We start from the raw sequence: 15,146 nt of genomic DNA, 5'->3' as shown, positions 1-15,146 counted from the left end.
GTTGATTTGTGAAATTGAGCGGACGCGCGTTCGCTCAATCCTCACGGTACGGTCAGTGACTATGTTCTCGAAGGTTCTTGTCGCCAACCGCGGTGAGATCGCGATCCGTGCATTTCGTGCCGCCTATGAATTAGGTGCCGAAACAGTCGCTGTCTACCCATATGAAGACCGCAACTCGGGTCATCGACTGAAGGCCGATGAGGCGTACCAGATTGGGGAGAAGGGCCACCCGGTCCGGGCCTACCTGTCGGTATCCGAGGTCGTCAACGCGGCCAAGAACGCCGGTGCCGACGCCATCTATCCCGGTTACGGGTTTCTCTCCGAGAATCCCGATCTGGCCGCCGCGTGTGCCAAGGCCGGTATCACCTTCGTCGGGCCGCCGGCCGACGTCCTGGAGCTCACCGGCAACAAGGCACGTGCCATTGCTGCCGCGCGTGAGGCGGGGCTGCCGGTGTTGGCGTCTTCGCAGCCTTCGGCATCGGTCGAGGAGCTACTGACCGCCGCCGAGTCCATGGAGTTTCCGGTATTCGTCAAGGCAGTCGCCGGAGGCGGTGGCCGCGGCATGCGCCGGGTCGCCGAGCGCGAGCAGCTGCGCGAGGCGATCGAGGCGGCCAGCCGTGAGGCGGAGTCGGCATTCGGCGACCCGACGGTCTTCCTGGAGCAGGCCGTCATCAATCCCCGGCATATCGAGGTGCAGATTCTCGCGGATACCGCGGGAAACGTCATACACCTCTATGAGCGCGACTGTAGCGTGCAGCGGCGCCACCAGAAGGTCATCGAGCTCGCCCCCGCACCCAACCTGCCCGCCGACCTGCGGGCGAAGATCTGTTTGGACGCAGTGGCTTTCGCCCGACACATCGGCTACAGCTGCGCCGGGACCGTCGAATTCCTGCTCGACGAGCGCGGTCACCACGTCTTCATCGAGATGAATCCGCGCATTCAGGTGGAACACACGGTGACCGAGGAGATCACCGATGTGGACCTGGTGGCGAGTCAGCTGCGCATCGCCTCCGGTGAAACACTCGACGACCTTGGCCTGCATCAGGATTCGATCAAGCCACGTGGTGCGGCGCTACAGTGCCGGATCACCACCGAGGACCCGGCCAATGGTTTCCGCCCCGACACCGGCCGGATCACCGCCTACCGCAGTCCCGGTGGCGCCGGCATCCGGCTCGACGGCGGCACAACGCTGGGTGCCGAGGTAGGTGCTCACTTCGACTCGATGCTGGTGAAGCTGACCTGTCGTGGACGGGACTTCCAGACCGCGGTGGCTCGTGCCCGCCGCGCCGTCGCCGAGTTCCGTATCCGCGGTGTTGCCACCAATATTCCCTTCCTGCAAGCGGTTCTGGACGACCCGGACTTCCGTGCCGGGCACGTCACGACCTCCTTTATCGAGGAGCGCCCGCAGCTGCTGACGGCGCGGTCCTCGGCCGACCGTGGCACGAAGATCCTGAGCTACCTGGCCGATGTCACCGTCAACAAGCCTCATGGGGCCAAGCCGTCCAAGGTGTACCCGCATGACAAGCTGCCCGCGGTCGATCTGTCGGCACCCCCGCCGGACGGCTCGCGTCAGCGGCTGTTGGCCTTGGGGCCAGAGGGTTTCGCCAAGGCACTGCGCGAGCAGAAGGCGGTCGGCCTGACCGACACCACCTTCCGCGACGCGCATCAGTCGCTGCTGGCCACCCGGGTGCGCACCACCGGCCTGCTGGCGGTCGCACCGTACGTGGCGCGGCTGACTCCAGAACTGCTCTCGATCGAGGCCTGGGGTGGGGCCACCTACGATGTGGCGCTTCGGTTCCTGAAGGAAGATCCGTGGGAGCGGCTCGCTGACCTGCGCGAGGCGGTTCCGAACATCTGTCTGCAGATGTTGTTGCGCGGGCGAAATACGGTGGGGTACACGCCGTATCCGGAGACGGTGACCAGGGCGTTCATCCGCGAGGCGAGTGCCACCGGGGTGGACATCTACCGAATCTTCGACGCGCTCAACAACATCGAGGCCATGCGCCCCGCAATTGACGCGGTGCGTGAGGTTGGCACGTCGGTGGCCGAGGTGGCGATGTGCTACACCGGCGACCTGTCGAACCCCGGTGAAAACCTGTACACGCTGGACTATTACCTCAAGCTCGCCGAGCAGATCGTCGAAGCGGGCGCGCATGTGCTGGCGATCAAGGACATGGCAGGTCTACTGCGCCCGCCGGCGGCTGCGACTCTGGTGACGGCGCTGCGCTCGCGGTTCGACCTGCCGGTGCACGTTCACACGCATGACACCGCGGGTGGGCAGTTGGCCACATATCTGGCTGCGTGGCAGGCCGGCGCCGACGCGGTGGACGGTGCCGCGGCACCCATGGCGGGAACCACCAGCCAGCCCTCGTTGTCCGCGATCGTGGCAGCGGCCGCGCATAGCGAATACGACACCGGGGTGTCGCTGACCGCCGTATGCGATCTGGAGCCGTACTGGGAGGCGCTGCGAAAGGTGTACGCCCCGTTCGAGTCTGGGCTTCCCTCGCCGACCGGCCGGGTGTACACGCACGAGATTCCGGGTGGGCAGCTGTCGAACCTGCGCCAGCAGGCCATCGCGCTGGGCCTGGGGGACCAGTTCGAAGAGATCGAGGCGCGGTACGCCGCCGCCGACCGGATGCTGGGTCGTTTGGTCAAGGTGACGCCGTCGTCGAAGGTGGTGGGCGATCTGGCACTGGCGTTGGTGGGCACCGGTGTGAGCGCCGACGAGTTCGCCTCCGATCCGGGACGCTTCGATATCCCCGAGTCGGTCATCGGATTCCTGCGCGGCGAACTCGGCGATCCGCCGGGTGGCTGGCCTGAGCCGTTCCGTACCCGTGCCCTGGAAGGGCGTGGACCGGCTCGTGCCGAGGTCGCGCTCACCGCTGAGGATGAGGCGGCGCTCGACGGCGACAGCGCGACCCGGCGTGCGGCCTTGAACCGGCTGCTGTTCCCGGGGCCCACCAAGGAATTCCTGGCGCACCGGGAGCAGTACGGCGATACCTCACGGCTTTCGGCGAACCAGTTCTTCTACGGTCTGCGTTATGGCGAGGAGCACCGCGTCAAGCTGGAGAAGGGCGTCGAGCTACTCATTGGGCTGGAGGCGATCTCCGACGCCGACGAGCACGGGATGCGCACGGTGATGTGCATCCTCAATGGGCAGCTGCGTCCGGTACAGGTACGTGACAGGAGCATCGAGAGCGCGGTGGCCAGCGCGGAGAAGGCCGACCGGGCGAATGCCGATCATGTGCCCGCGCCCTTCGCCGGTGTGGTGACGCTCAACGTGGTTTCCGGCCAAGAGGTTTCGGCCGGGGAGACGATCGGAACCATCGAAGCCATGAAGATGGAGGCCTCCATCACCTCGCCCAAGGCGGGCACCGTCGCACGGGTGGCGTTGACCGAGACGGCTCAGGTTGAGGGCGGAGATCTGCTGGTGGTGATCAGCTGACCCGCATCATCGCAGGCGCCGCGGGAGGACGCCGGATCGCGGTGCCACCGAAAGGAACCCGGCCCACCACGGATCGGGTGCGGGAAGCGTTGTTCAGCATGCTCGAGGCGCGCCTGGACTTCGAGGGGATCGCAGCCCTCGATCTGTTCGCCGGTTCCGGCGCGCTGGGGCTGGAGGCGCTATCACGCGGTGCGCAGCACGTGACGTTGGTCGAGTCCAGTGCCGCCGCGTGCCAGGTGATCTCGGCCAACATCGCGACAGTAGGGCTGCCGGGTGCCGACCTGCGGCAGTCTCCGGTGGCGGCTTTCCTCTCGACATCACCCAACCGTGCGTACGACCTCGTCTTGGCGGACCCGCCGTATTCGGTTTCCGCTGAGGAGGTTTCGGCTCTGTTGTCGCGGCTGACGGATCATTGGGTCACGGATGATGCCCTCGTGGTGATCGAGCGTGATGCGTCGGGTCCCGAGGCGCAGTGGCCGGAGGGCTGGGTAGTGATTTCCCGGAAGTACGGCGGTACGCGGCTCGAGCTGGGATCTCTGTAACTGTCCAGGCAATCCACAGCCACCGTTTACTTGTCGGGCGCAGACTTCTCGTCATGACCCCGCTGCAGCGGTACATCGCCGAAGAAATCGCCACGGACCACGTCGAGGGACTGTTGACCAGGCGGGAGGCCTTTCGGCGGCTCGCGCTGCTGGGCGTCGGCGCCGCCGCGGCCAGCGCGCTCATCGCGGCCTGCGGCACCGACAGCACGCCCACGGCCACGCCGCCGACGTCGGCCTCCACGTCACCACCGCCGGGGATAGACAAGATGGTTTCGACGGAACCGATCACCTGGCACGGTCCCAATGGCACCGTGCAGGGCGCCTGGGCTTCGGCTGCCCAGCCCCGAGGCACGGTGCTGGTGATTCACGAGAACAAGGGCCTCACCGATTGGGTTCGTTCCGTCGCGGGGCGGCTTGCCGGCGTGGGGTATTCGTCATTGGCCATCGACCTGTTGTCGGAAGAGGGCGGCACATCGACGTTCAAGGATCCGGCCGAGGCGACCGGGGCGCTGGGCAAGATCACATCGGAACGTTTCGTTGCCGACCTGAAGTCCGGTGTGGACGAGATTCTGCGGCGGGTCCCCGACAAGCCCGCAGGCGTGGTCGGTTTCTGCTTCGGCGGCGGCCTGGTGTGGCAACTCCTGGCCTCGGGGGAGCCCAGGCTTGGCGCGGCCGCCCCGTTCTACGGCCCGCTTCCGGACAATCCCGACTTTTCACGATCCAAGGCTGCGGTCCTTGCCTTCTACGGCGAGCTCGACAAGCGCGTCACCGCGTCGAAAGACCAGGCCGCCGAGGCCTTGCAGCGGGCCGGGCTGGTGCATGAGATCGTCGTCGAACCGGGGGCCGACCACGCCTTCTTCAACGATGGCGGCCCGCGCTACAACGCAACCGCGGCGGCTGATGCCTGGCAGCGCCTGACCGTGTGGTTCGGCCAGCACGTTGGCTGAATGGCACCTAGACTGGCTGGCTATGTGGTGTAAAGCGGTAGTGGTGGCGCTGGCTTCCGGTGTGGTGTCGATCTCCGCCGCCGGTGTCGCGCTGGCCGACGACGGCGATGCGCCGGCCCCGCCGCCGCCACCGTCACCCGTGGCGAGCCTGTTGCCGGGAGGTGCGAAGACGGCGGTGGGGCCATCGGTGGCCAGCGACGCGCTCTCGGCCGGACTTCCGGCGCCGGTCGCCGGCTTGGGAGCTCCGGGTGGTCCGCTGTCGGCGGAGGGCCCGTTGTTGTCACCCACCGGCCCACTATCGGCCAACGGGGCCCTGACGGCGCCGGGCGGTCCGTTGGCGGCCGACGGCCCTGTGCTCTCGCCAACCAGCCCGGTATCGCCGGTCAACGAGATATGCGGATCCGGTTCCCTGCTGAAGACCGTCACCGATAGGTTCTCGGGCGTAATCCCCGACAGCACACTGGCCTCCATGCAAAATCAGCACCCCGTCGGTACCAGCAAATGCCCGTCGGCACCGCCGCCGGACGGCCAGGACCCGGCCGCCGATCAGCCGGGCGGGTAGCCACTCAGCTAATCTGCCCGGGTGGGGACAAAAGGGTGGACATCGCTGAGCGTGATGATTGCCGTCCTGGTTCTCGGGCTGACCTATCTGTTCGGGCAGGCCTATTGGGGTAAGCACCCCATCGCCGGAAATCCCGAGCCCGCTCATGATCTGCCCGCCTACGCCGAACTGCTCGTGCCGGTGCGGGCCGATCGCGCGGGTGAGCTGCCCAGCGCGCAGGCTGCCGCGAAGTGGAGCGTCGACGGCATCAAGCTGCCCGAGGGACACCTGATCGTGAGTTCGACGGGCCGTCCGTTGGCCTGGGTGAGCAATGCCGCGGTGGTCGACATCCAGTCGCTCTGGTTGCGGCTTGCAGCCCGGTTCGATCGAACCGGATTGTGGCCCTTGGCCTCCCGTGGATTGAGCGGAGATTTGCGCCGGCCGTGGTCGGATCCCGACGATCTGCGGTACCTCAGCGACCCTGGCGATGTCGGTGCCGTCGACGCCAAATCGTTTCTTGCCAAACAGGTTTCATCGGCAAGTCCGACGACCGTCGATGTGCCGGTCGCGCCCATCGGGCTGGAACAACGCACACAGCCGCCGCAGCGGGCACTCCCGGTGACGGCAGATCACCTGGGGCAGGGCTCGCTGCTGATTCTGGTACCCGTGACACGTCCGGCCGACGCGCTGAACGGCCTGGGCTGGACACACGGCGTGAACTACGACCTCGCCGAGGCCGAGCTGTCGGCCGTGCTCCGTTCCTGGGAAGACCGGTTCGGGGCGGTGCTGACGACGGTGGATTTCGATGCCATCGAGGTGGAGGTGACGCGCCCGCCGGGAGCCGACCTCTCGGTGCCGGTGGGCTACGAGCACTACGGGTTTTGCCCTGACAACATCGATCAGGGCGCGGGCACGCTCAGCGCCTATGCCCGGGCAATCACCGGCGCACGAACCTGGAGTTTCTGGTGGGACTAGGGCTCTGGCCCGATTAGTCTGAACTCGATCAGTGGTGCGGGGCTGGAGGGAGAGCGCAAATGCGTTACGGCAGTGCAGCGGTGGTGGGTAGTGCGGTGTTAGCCGGTGCTTGTCTGGTCGGCTGCTCGTCGGGTGGGGGCGTGCACCGCGACGCTCCCACAAGTGGTCTGGTATCGAGTTCGGTGAGCGATGCTCCGGCGGCAGGTCCCCGCGTTGTGGTCGACGGGGTGGTGAGACCGGTCGAGAATCGGGTCGAGTGTGTCACCGCGGCCGATATGACATTCGTGAACATCGGTAGCGATAGTGATGCGATTGCCGCCACGCTGGCAGCGGGCGATAACCCAACGCTGCAGAGTCTCACCCTGGGCGTCATCGATGGTCACCCGGTGATGTACAACTCGGGTCATGGTGCGGCCGAGCCGACGGTGACCAAGTCCGGGCAGTCCTACAAGATTTCCGGCACCGCAACGGCTGGGCTGAGCACGCCCGCGACCTTCGAACTTGAGTTCACCTGCCCGGCCAGGAGATAACAGAATCATCTTGACCGCGTAACGCACTGTGCGAATTACGCCCTATAAGTCCGCATCTGTGTTCCGGAAGAAATACCCTTAGGGCCATGACTACAAATGTCGGGCAGGACCTCGTCAAGCATCTCTGGAAAACAGCGTTGGTATCAGGAGTTTTGGCGGTAATCGTTGGCGCCGTGGTGCTGATATGGCCTCAAATCACCGTGCTCGTCGCCGCATACGCTTTCGGCGCGTATCTGTTGATATCCGGTGTTGCGCAGATTGTGTTCGCCTTCACGCTGCCGGTGTCATCGGCCGGGATGCGGGTATTGCTGTTTCTTACCGGTGTGGTCTCCTTCGTTCTTGGTGTGCTGTGCTTCAAGAGCGAGCTGAATTCGCTTCTGCTGCTGGCCATCTGGATTGGTGTCGGCTGGATCGCGCAGGGCATTGCCGGCACCATCACCGCCGTCGGCGACAAGGAGCTGCCTGGCCGGGGCTGGCAGATCTTCAGTGGGGTCATCTCGACGATCGCCGGCATCGTGCTCATCGTTTATCCGATCAGCTCGATCTTCACGCTGGCGCTCGTGGTCGGCATCTGGCTCATCGTGATCGGCGTGCTGCAGATCGGTAGCGGTATCGGCATTCGCTCGGCCACCAAATCGGCCGTATGACGGGAGCGGTGTGCCCCGGCTCGTTCGATCCGGTGACCCTGGGGCACTTGGATGTGTTCGAACGAGCCGCGGCACAGTTCGACGAGGTGATCGTCGCCGTGCTGATCAACCCGAACAAAGCGGGCATGTTCACCATCGATGAGCGCATCGAGATGATCCGCGAGTCCACGGCCGACCTGCCCAACCTACGGGTCGAGTCGGGGCAGGGTCTGTTGGTTGATTTCGTCAGACAACGGGGCCTGAATGCCATCGTCAAGGGGCTGCGCACCGGCACCGACTTCGAGTACGAGCTCCAGATGGCTCAGATGAACAAGCACATTGCCGGGGTCGACACGTTTTTCGTCGCTACGGCACCGGCATATTCGTTCGTCTCGTCGTCGCTCGCCAAGGAGGTGGCGACGTACGGGGGAGATGTCTCGGCGTTGCTGCCTCCGTCCGTTCACCAACGACTTCTCGGGAAACTGCGTGGCCAGGCACAATAGAAAACAGGCCGCGCAGAAATAGCCGACACACCGGTCAGCTAGCACGGTCACAGCAGTCACACCAGGCACACTGGTAACAGTGGAAACTCGCGTGAAGGGTGTAGCCGTGTACCGAGTATTTGAAGCGCTCGACGAACTGGGCGCCATTGTGGAAGAAGCGCGCGGCGTTCCGATGACCGCCGGATGCGTCGTGCCCCGCGGCGATGTCCTCGAACTGATCGACGACATCAAGGATGCAATTCCTGGTGAGCTCGATGACGCTCAGGATGTCCTCGATGCCCGCGATTCACTGCTCCGTGAGGCTAAAGAGCATCACGAGACGGTGATCGGCAGCTCCAACGCCGAGGCCGAGCAGACGCTCAGCCATGCCCGCAACGAGGCTGATCGGCTGCTGGCCGACGCCAAGTCGCAGGCCGACCGCATGGTGGCCGAGGCGCGCAACCACGCGGAGCAGACCGTCGGCGAGGCGAGGGAAGAGGCCGCACGCACGGTCGCCAACGCCAAGCGTGAGCAGGAGAGCACCGTTGCGCGCGCGAAGGCAGAGGCGGATCGCCTGGTGGATTCCGGTAACGCGTCCTACGACAAGGCTGTGCAGGAAGGCATCAAGGAGCAGCAGCGCCTGGTCGCTCAGACCGAGGTCGTCCAGGCTGCCCATGCCGAGTCCACCCGGCTGATCGACGCGGCGCACGCCGAGGCCGATCGGCTGCGTGGTGAATGCGACATCTACGTCGACAACAAGCTGGCCGAGTTCGAGGACTACCTCAACGGCACGCTGCGTTCGGTGGGCCGTGGGCGCCACCAGCTGCGTACCGGCGCTGGTACCCACGACTACGTGCAGCGTTAACTTGCGATGAGCTGCTTGGGGGAAGAGCGTTAACATAAGTTTCATGCCGGGCCCCTTCGTTCTTGATGTCCTGGCCCTTGGGCTTGGGCGCCGTCCTGGGTCGATGCAGGAAGTCGAGCGCACCGTTGCGAGCCCGATTCGCATCGGCAACGACCTGATCGCCATTCCCGAGGGCGCGGACGTGGATATGGATCTGCGGGTAGAAGCGGTCTCCGAGGGCGTTCTGGTCACCGGTACCATCGCCGGCGATCTCGCCGGCGAATGCTCACGCTGCCTGGAGCCGATCGCCGGGCATGCGGACGCGTACCTCACCGAACTCTTCGCGTACCCGGACAGCCAGACAGAGGCGACCACGGAAGAGGACGAGGTCCATCGGGTTGTCGACGGGCTCGTCGACCTCGAGCAGACCATCGTCGATGCCATCGTGCCCGACTTGGAGCTGGCCCCGGTGTGCAGACCCGAGTGCCCAGGGCTCTGCCCCGAATGCGGAATCGCTTTGGCCACAGCCGAACCTGATCATCACCATGACAACATTGACCCGCGGTGGGCCAAGCTCGCCAACTTCGGTGACGACCAGTGAACCCTGGCCCAGATCATCGGTATGAGGATCTGCGTGCTGCGATTGGTGTGAAGCTGGGCGACGACCTGCTCACCCTGGCTCTCACGCACCGCAGTTATGCCTACGAAAATGGTGGCCTGCCCACCAACGAGAGGCTGGAGTTCCTCGGCGACGCCGTGCTGGGGCTGACGATTACCGAGACGCTCTACCACACCCACCCGGACCGGTCTGAAGGCGATTTGGCCAAGCTGCGTGCCAGCATCGTCAACACCCAGGCACTTGCCGGGGTGGCGCGCGGACTGACCGGCGACGGGCTGGGTGCGCACCTGCTGCTGGGCAAGGGCGAGGAGAACACCGGTGGCCGCGACAAATCCAGCATTCTTGCCGACGGCATGGAGTCGATTCTCGGTGCGGTCTATCTGGAGCACGGGCTGGAGATCGCTCGCGAAGTGGTGTTGAGGCTGTTCGGGGAACTGCTGGAGACCGCGCCGAAGCTCGGTGCCGGTCTGGACTGGAAGACCAGCCTGCAGGAACTGACCGCGGAAAAAGGTTGGGGCGCACCGTCGTATGTCGTGACCTCCACGGGTCCGGACCATGACAAGGAATTCACCGCCACCGTGATGGTCAACGACACCGCGCACGGTGTGGGCGTCGGCCGGTCCAAGAAGGAGGCCGAGCAAAAGGCCGCCTCGGAGGCGTGGAACACCATCAGTGCCGACGAGTCCCTCGGGCGAAGCGCCGAGGGTGCACGGGGTGCCTGAGCTTCCCGAGGTGGAGGTGGTTCGTCGTGGACTGCACCATCACCTCGTCGGCAAGACCATCGTATCGACCTCGGTGCGCCATGATCGTGCCGTGCGCAGGCAGCCCGGCGGGGCCCCCGAACTGACGGGACTGCTTGCCGGACAACAGATCAGCGGAACTGGCCGGCGGGGCAAGTATCTCTGGCTGACCCTGGAAGGACCGACTGGCGCGCAGGCTCTGGTGGTGCACCTCGGGATGAGCGGCCAGATGCTCATCGGACCGATCTCCAGGCCTCAGCATCTGCGTATTGCCGCAACGCTCGATGACGGATCGGTGCTGAGCTTTGTCGACCAGCGCACTTTCGGTGGTTGGATGGCGACCGACGTCGTCACCGTAGACGGAAGCGAGCTTCCCGAACCGGTCGCGCATATCGCACGCGACCCGCTCGACGAACGGTTCGACATGGCGGCCGTAGTCACCCGGCTGCGCGGTAAGCACACCGAGATCAAGCGCGCACTGCTCGATCAGACGCTGGTGTCGGGTGTAGGGAACATCTATGCCGACGAGGCTCTCTGGCAGGCGCGGGTACACGGACGGCGCCTGAGTGATGGCATGAGCCGCGCCAAACTGACGGAGGTCCTCGATAGCGCGGCCGGTGTCATGCGCCTGGCGCTCGAGCAGGGCGGCACCTCATTCGACGATTTGTACGTCAACGTAAACGGCGAATCCGGGTACTTCGAGCGTTCATTGGAGGCATACGGGCGCGAGGGCGAGCCGTGCCGGCGATGCGGACGAGCCATGCGCCGGGAAGCCTTCATGAACCGCTCGTCGTACTTCTGCCCGAGCTGTCAACGGCTGGTTGAACCCCGTTAATAGCGCGTCAAGGGCCCCATATGGGTGTGTCAAAGGGTCGTAAAGAACGCAGGTAGGGCCCCTGGTGGGGACCATGATCTTGGCCGTGACTGATTTCTGGTACCTCGTCCTGACAGTGGTGCTGTTCGCCGCGTGCGTTGCCACCGTGCGGGGGTTGCAGTCCCGATGACCGGCACTGTGACAAACATCGTGCTGATCGTCTTGTCGGCACTCCTGGTGGTCTATCTGGTTGTCGCGCTGCTCGACCCGGAAAGGTTCTAACGGTGAATCCAGCTGTGGCAGCCGGTCTTCAGATCGGCTTCGTTCTTATCGTGCTCGCGATCGCATACGTCCCGCTGGGGGACTACATGGCGCGCGTGTTCACGGTCATCAAGCATTCGTTCGTCGAGCGGGTCATCTACCGCGTCGGCCGGGTGAGCTCGGAGACCGAGCAGACCTGGGTCGGCTACACCTTGTCATTGCTCGGGTTCTCCTTCGTGAGCGTGCTTTTCCTATATGTACTGCAACGCGCACAGGGAGTATTGCCGCTCTCCGGTGAGCTGGACGGGGTAAGCCCCGCGGTGGCGTTCAATACCGCTACCTCGTTTGTGACGAACACCAACTGGCAGTCCTATGTGCCCGAGACCACCATGAGCAACCTGACTCAGATGGTCGGTCTGGCGGTGCAGAACTTCCTATCCGCGGGCGTGGGTTTGGCCGTCGCGATCGCCTTCATCCGCGGCATCGTGCGTGTCAGTACTTCCGGCGAGCTGGGCAACTTCTGGGTGGACCTGGTCCGCGGCAGTCTGCGCATCCTGCTGCCGCTTTCCTTCCTTGTCGCACTTGTTTTGTTGTCGCAGGGCGTCATCCAGTCGATACACACCCACTTCGATGCCACCGCGCTCGATGGGGCCAGCCAGCACGTGGCCCTGGCCCCGGTGGCCTCGCAGGAGGCCATCAAGGAAGTCGGCACCAATGGCGGTGGCATTCTGGGGGCCAACTCGGCGCATCCATTCGAGAACCCCACGCCGTTGTCGAACATCGTGGAGATCCTGGCGATTTTGATCATCCCGGTCTCGCTCACGCGCACGTACTCGACGATGGTCGGAGATCAGCGGCAGGGCATCACCATTCTGTCGGTGATGGTGTTCCTATGGGCGGGCTTACTGGCCTTCGTGACGTGGGCCGAGTCGAGCCCGCGCGGTATTGCCGCGCAGGCGGCGGGAGCCATGATGGAGGGCAAGGAGGTCCGGTTCGGTATTCCGGCCAGCACGCTGTTCGCCGTGAGCACGACCGGAACCTCAACGGGCGCAGTGAATGCGGCGCACGACAGCTTCTCGGCGGCGGGCGGCGGTGCGCTTATCCTGAACATGCTGTTCGGCGAGATCGCGCCGGGTGGTGTCGGCACAGGCCTGTACGGCATCTTGATCCTGGCCATCATCGCCGTATTCGTCGGCGGTCTGCTGGTGGGCCGTACCCCGGAGTTCCTGGGCAAGAAGATCGGCCGCCGCGAGATGACGATGGCCGCTCTGTCCGTACTCGTCATGCCCGCCCTGGTGCTCATCGGCAGCGGTATCGCCATCGCGCTCTCGACGACGCCGGGATACCAAGGAAACAGCGGAGATCCGGGCAGTCCGCAGTCAATCCACGGGTTCGCCGAGGTGCTGTATGCCTACGCGTCCGCCGCCAACAACAACGGCAGTGCGTTCGGCGGACTCACCGTGACCAGCCACTGGTTCCAGTCATCGCTCGGAGTGGCGATGGTGCTCGGCCGGTTCCTGCCGATCATCTTCACGCTGGCGCTGGCCGGATCGCTGGCCACCCAGAAAAAGACCCCGGTCTCGGCCGGGACCCTGCATACCCATGGCCCCATGTTCGCCGGGCTGCACGCCGGCACAGTTCTTTTGGTGGCCGCGTTGACCTTCTTCCCGGCGCTGGCGCTGGGACCGATCGCCGAGGCGGTGCTGTAGATGTCAGCCAAGAAAACAGTTGTCGCATCGGGTGTCTTCGACCCGGCGCAGCTGATCAAGGCATTGCCGCTGGCGGTGCGCAAGATCGATCCGCGGCATATGGCCCGCAATCCCGTCATGTTTGTGGTCTGGGTAGGTTCGATCGCCACCACGGTGTTGGCGATCTTGCACTCCTCGGTCTTCTCGTGGTCGGTCACCGCATGGCTGTGGTTCACCGTGGTGTTCGCCAACCTGGCCGAAGCGGTCGCCGAGGGCCGGGGCAAGGCCCAGGCGGCAAGCCTGCGCGAGGTCAAACGAGACACGATGGCCCGCAAGCTGGTTGGCGATGGCAACGGCAACGAACATGAGGAAGAAGTGGCCGGCAGTAGCCTGCGGCCAGGCGACCGCGTGGTCGTGGAAGCCAACCAGGTGATCCCCGGTGACGGCGATGTCGTGGAAGGCATTGCCACCGTGGATGAGTCGGCCATCACGGGTGAGTCGGCGCCGGTAGTCCGCGAGTCCGGCGGTGACCGCTGTGCGGTGACGGGCGGCACCACGGTGCTATCGGATCGCATCGTCGTCCAGATCACGGCCGCTCCCGGTGAATCGTTTGTGGACCGGATGATCGCGCTTGTCGAGGGTGCGTCACGTCAAAAGACGCCGAATGAGATCGCGCTCAACATCCTGCTGGCATCGTTGACCATCATCTTTTTGTTGGCGGTCGTCGCGTTGGGGCCAATGGGCAACTACGGCGGAAAGCAACAAGATCCGATCAACCTGATCGCATTGTTGGTGTGCCTCATCCCGACCACCATCGGCGCGCTGATGTCGGCGATCGGTATAGCGGGCATGGACCGGCTGGTGCAGAAGAACGTGCTCGCCAAGTCCGGGCGAGCGGTGGAAGCGGCCGGTGATATCGACACGCTGCTGATGGACAAGACCGGCACCATCACCTTCGGCAACCGGCAGGCGACGGCGTTTGTGCCGGCCCCCGGCGTCGACCAGGCCACCATCGCGGCGGCGGCGCGGGCATCGAGCCTCGCGGACGAGACACCCGAGGGACGCAGCATCGTCGAGCTCGCGGGAGCCGGTGAGGATGCCCACGGTGAGTTCGTGGCATTCACCGCGGCCACCAGGATGAGCGGTATCGACACGATCGACGGACGGCAGATTCGCAAGGGTGCCACCGACGCCGTGTTCAACTGGGTGGCAAGCGATTCCGTCGGTGCCATCGGGACAGATGCCGATGATCCGGCGGTGGTCGCGGTCCGCAAGGAGGCCAATCAGATCGCCAGCGAGGGGGGTACCCCGTTGGTGGTGGCAGAGAAGGACGCCGCCGGTGCCCGCCTCCTCGGAGTCATCCGTCTGTCCGATGTGGTCAAGCCCGGCATGGCCGAGCGGTTCGAGCAGCTGCGCGCCATGGGTATCAAGACCATCATGATCACCGGCGACAACCCCTTGACCGCCAAGCAGATCGCCGCCGAGGCCGGGGTTGACGACTTTGTCGCCGAGGCGACACCGGAGGACAAGCTGGAGCTCTTGCGCAATGAGCAGAAGGCCGGTCGATTGGTCGCCATGACCGGTGATGGAACGAACGACGCACCCGCGTTGGCGCAGGCGGACGTGGGCGTTGCGATGAACACCGGGACCTCCGCGGCCAAAGAAGCCGGCAACATGGTGGATCTGGATTCCGATCCCACCAAGCTCATCGATGTGGTGGCCATCGGCAAGCAGCTGCTGATCACGCGTGGGGCCTTGACGACGTTCTCGCTGGCCAATGACCTGGCGAAGTATTTCGCGATCCTTCCGGCCATGTTCACGGGTATCTATCCGCAGCTCGACGCACTGAACATCATGCGGCTGGCCACGCCGACATCGGCGATCCTGTCCGCCGTGATCTTCAACGCGCTCATCATCATCGCGCTGGTTCCCTTGGCGCTCAAGGGTGTCCAGTACCGACCGGTGGGTGCGGGCGAGCTGCTGCGCCGAAACCTGCTCGTTTACGGCTTGGGTGGCGTCATCGTGCCGTTTATCGGAATTTGGCTGATCGACTTGGTGATTCGATTTATCCCGGGAATTGGGTGAGTGTGTG

At 64.8% G+C, this 15,146-nt stretch carries 15 protein-coding genes; all 15 read left to right on the top strand.

The features are described 5' to 3' along the window. Positions 1-61 precede the first annotated feature (61 nt). The 15 genes from B4393_RS25965 to kdpB all read left to right on the top strand — a co-directional run bounded on the left by B4393_RS25965 (position 62) and on the right by kdpB (position 15,139). Positions 62-3,445, top strand: coding sequence for a pyruvate carboxylase (locus B4393_RS25965; protein ID WP_078336578.1), 3,384 nt, complete (start codon positions 62-64; stop codon positions 3,443-3,445). Next, complete coding sequence (gene rsmD, locus B4393_RS25960; protein WP_078336577.1) at positions 3,442-3,987, top strand: 16S rRNA (guanine(966)-N(2))-methyltransferase RsmD; 546 nt, start codon at positions 3,442-3,444, stop codon at positions 3,985-3,987. The genes B4393_RS25965 and rsmD overlap by 4 nt, the downstream gene beginning before the upstream one ends. A 53-nt stretch (positions 3,988-4,040) precedes the next feature. Further along, positions 4,041-4,934, top strand: coding sequence for a dienelactone hydrolase family protein (locus B4393_RS25955; RefSeq protein WP_078336576.1), 894 nt, complete (start codon positions 4,041-4,043; stop codon positions 4,932-4,934). A 40-nt stretch (positions 4,935-4,974) separates the two neighbouring features. Then, the gene (locus tag B4393_RS25950; RefSeq protein WP_078336575.1) at positions 4,975-5,496 is read left to right on the top strand and encodes a hypothetical protein; all 522 of its coding nucleotides are present in this window, start codon (positions 4,975-4,977) and stop codon (positions 5,494-5,496) included. A 54-nt stretch (positions 5,497-5,550) separates the two neighbouring features. Next, positions 5,551-6,450, top strand: a complete 900-nt coding sequence (locus B4393_RS25945) for a DUF4253 domain-containing protein (protein WP_078336574.1) — start codon at positions 5,551-5,553, stop codon at positions 6,448-6,450. A 59-nt stretch (positions 6,451-6,509) separates the two neighbouring features. Next, complete coding sequence (locus B4393_RS25940; protein WP_078336573.1) at positions 6,510-6,980, top strand: lipoprotein LpqH; 471 nt, start codon at positions 6,510-6,512, stop codon at positions 6,978-6,980. Between the two features lie 86 nt (positions 6,981-7,066). After that, positions 7,067-7,627: an HdeD family acid-resistance protein gene (locus B4393_RS25935; protein WP_070939020.1), complete on the top strand. Its 561-nt coding sequence runs from the start codon at positions 7,067-7,069 to the stop codon at positions 7,625-7,627. Continuing rightward, complete coding sequence (gene coaD / locus B4393_RS25930) at positions 7,624-8,109, top strand: pantetheine-phosphate adenylyltransferase (protein ID WP_070939021.1); 486 nt, start codon at positions 7,624-7,626, stop codon at positions 8,107-8,109. Before B4393_RS25935 ends, coaD begins: the two co-directional genes overlap by 4 nt. Positions 8,110-8,215: 106 nt before the next feature. Then, positions 8,216-8,953, top strand: coding sequence for a cell division protein SepIVA (sepIVA, locus tag B4393_RS25925; RefSeq protein WP_078282866.1), 738 nt, complete (start codon positions 8,216-8,218; stop codon positions 8,951-8,953). Between the two features lie 43 nt (positions 8,954-8,996). Next, a complete protein-coding gene (locus B4393_RS25920; RefSeq protein WP_109558628.1) occupies positions 8,997-9,533 on the top strand; it encodes a YceD family protein in 537 nt (178 codons plus the stop codon). Beyond that, positions 9,530-10,273, top strand: a complete 744-nt coding sequence (gene rnc / locus B4393_RS25915; RefSeq protein WP_078336571.1) for a ribonuclease III — start codon at positions 9,530-9,532, stop codon at positions 10,271-10,273. Before B4393_RS25920 ends, rnc begins: the two co-directional genes overlap by 4 nt. Further along, entirely contained in the window at positions 10,266-11,126 is an 861-nt protein-coding gene (gene mutM, locus B4393_RS25910; protein WP_078336609.1) for a bifunctional DNA-formamidopyrimidine glycosylase/DNA-(apurinic or apyrimidinic site) lyase, read from the top strand. The genes rnc and mutM overlap by 8 nt, the downstream gene beginning before the upstream one ends. A 165-nt stretch (positions 11,127-11,291) precedes the next feature. Continuing rightward, positions 11,292-11,387, top strand: coding sequence for a K(+)-transporting ATPase subunit F (gene kdpF / locus B4393_RS25905; RefSeq protein WP_070939025.1), 96 nt, complete (start codon positions 11,292-11,294; stop codon positions 11,385-11,387). A gap of 2 nt (positions 11,388-11,389) precedes the next feature. Continuing rightward, complete coding sequence (gene kdpA, locus B4393_RS25900) at positions 11,390-13,075, top strand: potassium-transporting ATPase subunit KdpA (RefSeq protein ID WP_078336570.1); 1,686 nt, start codon at positions 11,390-11,392, stop codon at positions 13,073-13,075. Next, positions 13,076-15,139, top strand: a complete 2,064-nt coding sequence (gene kdpB / locus B4393_RS25895) for a potassium-transporting ATPase subunit KdpB (protein WP_078336569.1) — start codon at positions 13,076-13,078, stop codon at positions 15,137-15,139. Positions 15,140-15,146 lie beyond the last annotated feature (7 nt).

It is taken from the genome of Mycobacteroides franklinii (assembly GCF_002013895.1).
Classification (GTDB): Bacteria; Actinomycetota; Actinomycetes; order Mycobacteriales; family Mycobacteriaceae; genus Mycobacterium; species Mycobacterium franklinii.
The sequence above is the reverse complement of the archived record's forward strand: the minus strand, read 5'-3'. Positions and strand labels throughout refer to the sequence as shown.

Excerpts from the sequence above, each read along its gene's own strand:
- B4393_RS25965 (WP_078336578.1), top strand. The coding sequence starts at position 62 with ATGTTCTCGAAGGTTCTTGTCGCCAACCGCGGTGAGATCGCGATCCGT.
- B4393_RS25955 (WP_078336576.1), top strand. The coding sequence starts at position 4,041 with ATGACCCCGCTGCAGCGGTACATCGCCGAAGAAATCGCCACGGACCAC.
- B4393_RS25945 (WP_078336574.1), top strand. The coding sequence starts at position 5,551 with ATGATTGCCGTCCTGGTTCTCGGGCTGACCTATCTGTTCGGGCAGGCC.
- B4393_RS25940 (WP_078336573.1), top strand. The coding sequence starts at position 6,510 with ATGCGTTACGGCAGTGCAGCGGTGGTGGGTAGTGCGGTGTTAGCCGGT.
- B4393_RS25935 (WP_070939020.1), top strand. The coding sequence starts at position 7,067 with ATGACTACAAATGTCGGGCAGGACCTCGTCAAGCATCTCTGGAAAACA.
- coaD (WP_070939021.1), top strand. The coding sequence starts at position 7,624 with ATGACGGGAGCGGTGTGCCCCGGCTCGTTCGATCCGGTGACCCTGGGG.
- B4393_RS25920 (WP_109558628.1), top strand. The coding sequence starts at position 8,997 with ATGCCGGGCCCCTTCGTTCTTGATGTCCTGGCCCTTGGGCTTGGGCGC.
- kdpF (WP_070939025.1), top strand. The coding sequence starts at position 11,292 with ATGACCGGCACTGTGACAAACATCGTGCTGATCGTCTTGTCGGCACTC.
- kdpB (WP_078336569.1), top strand. The coding sequence starts at position 13,076 with ATGTCAGCCAAGAAAACAGTTGTCGCATCGGGTGTCTTCGACCCGGCG.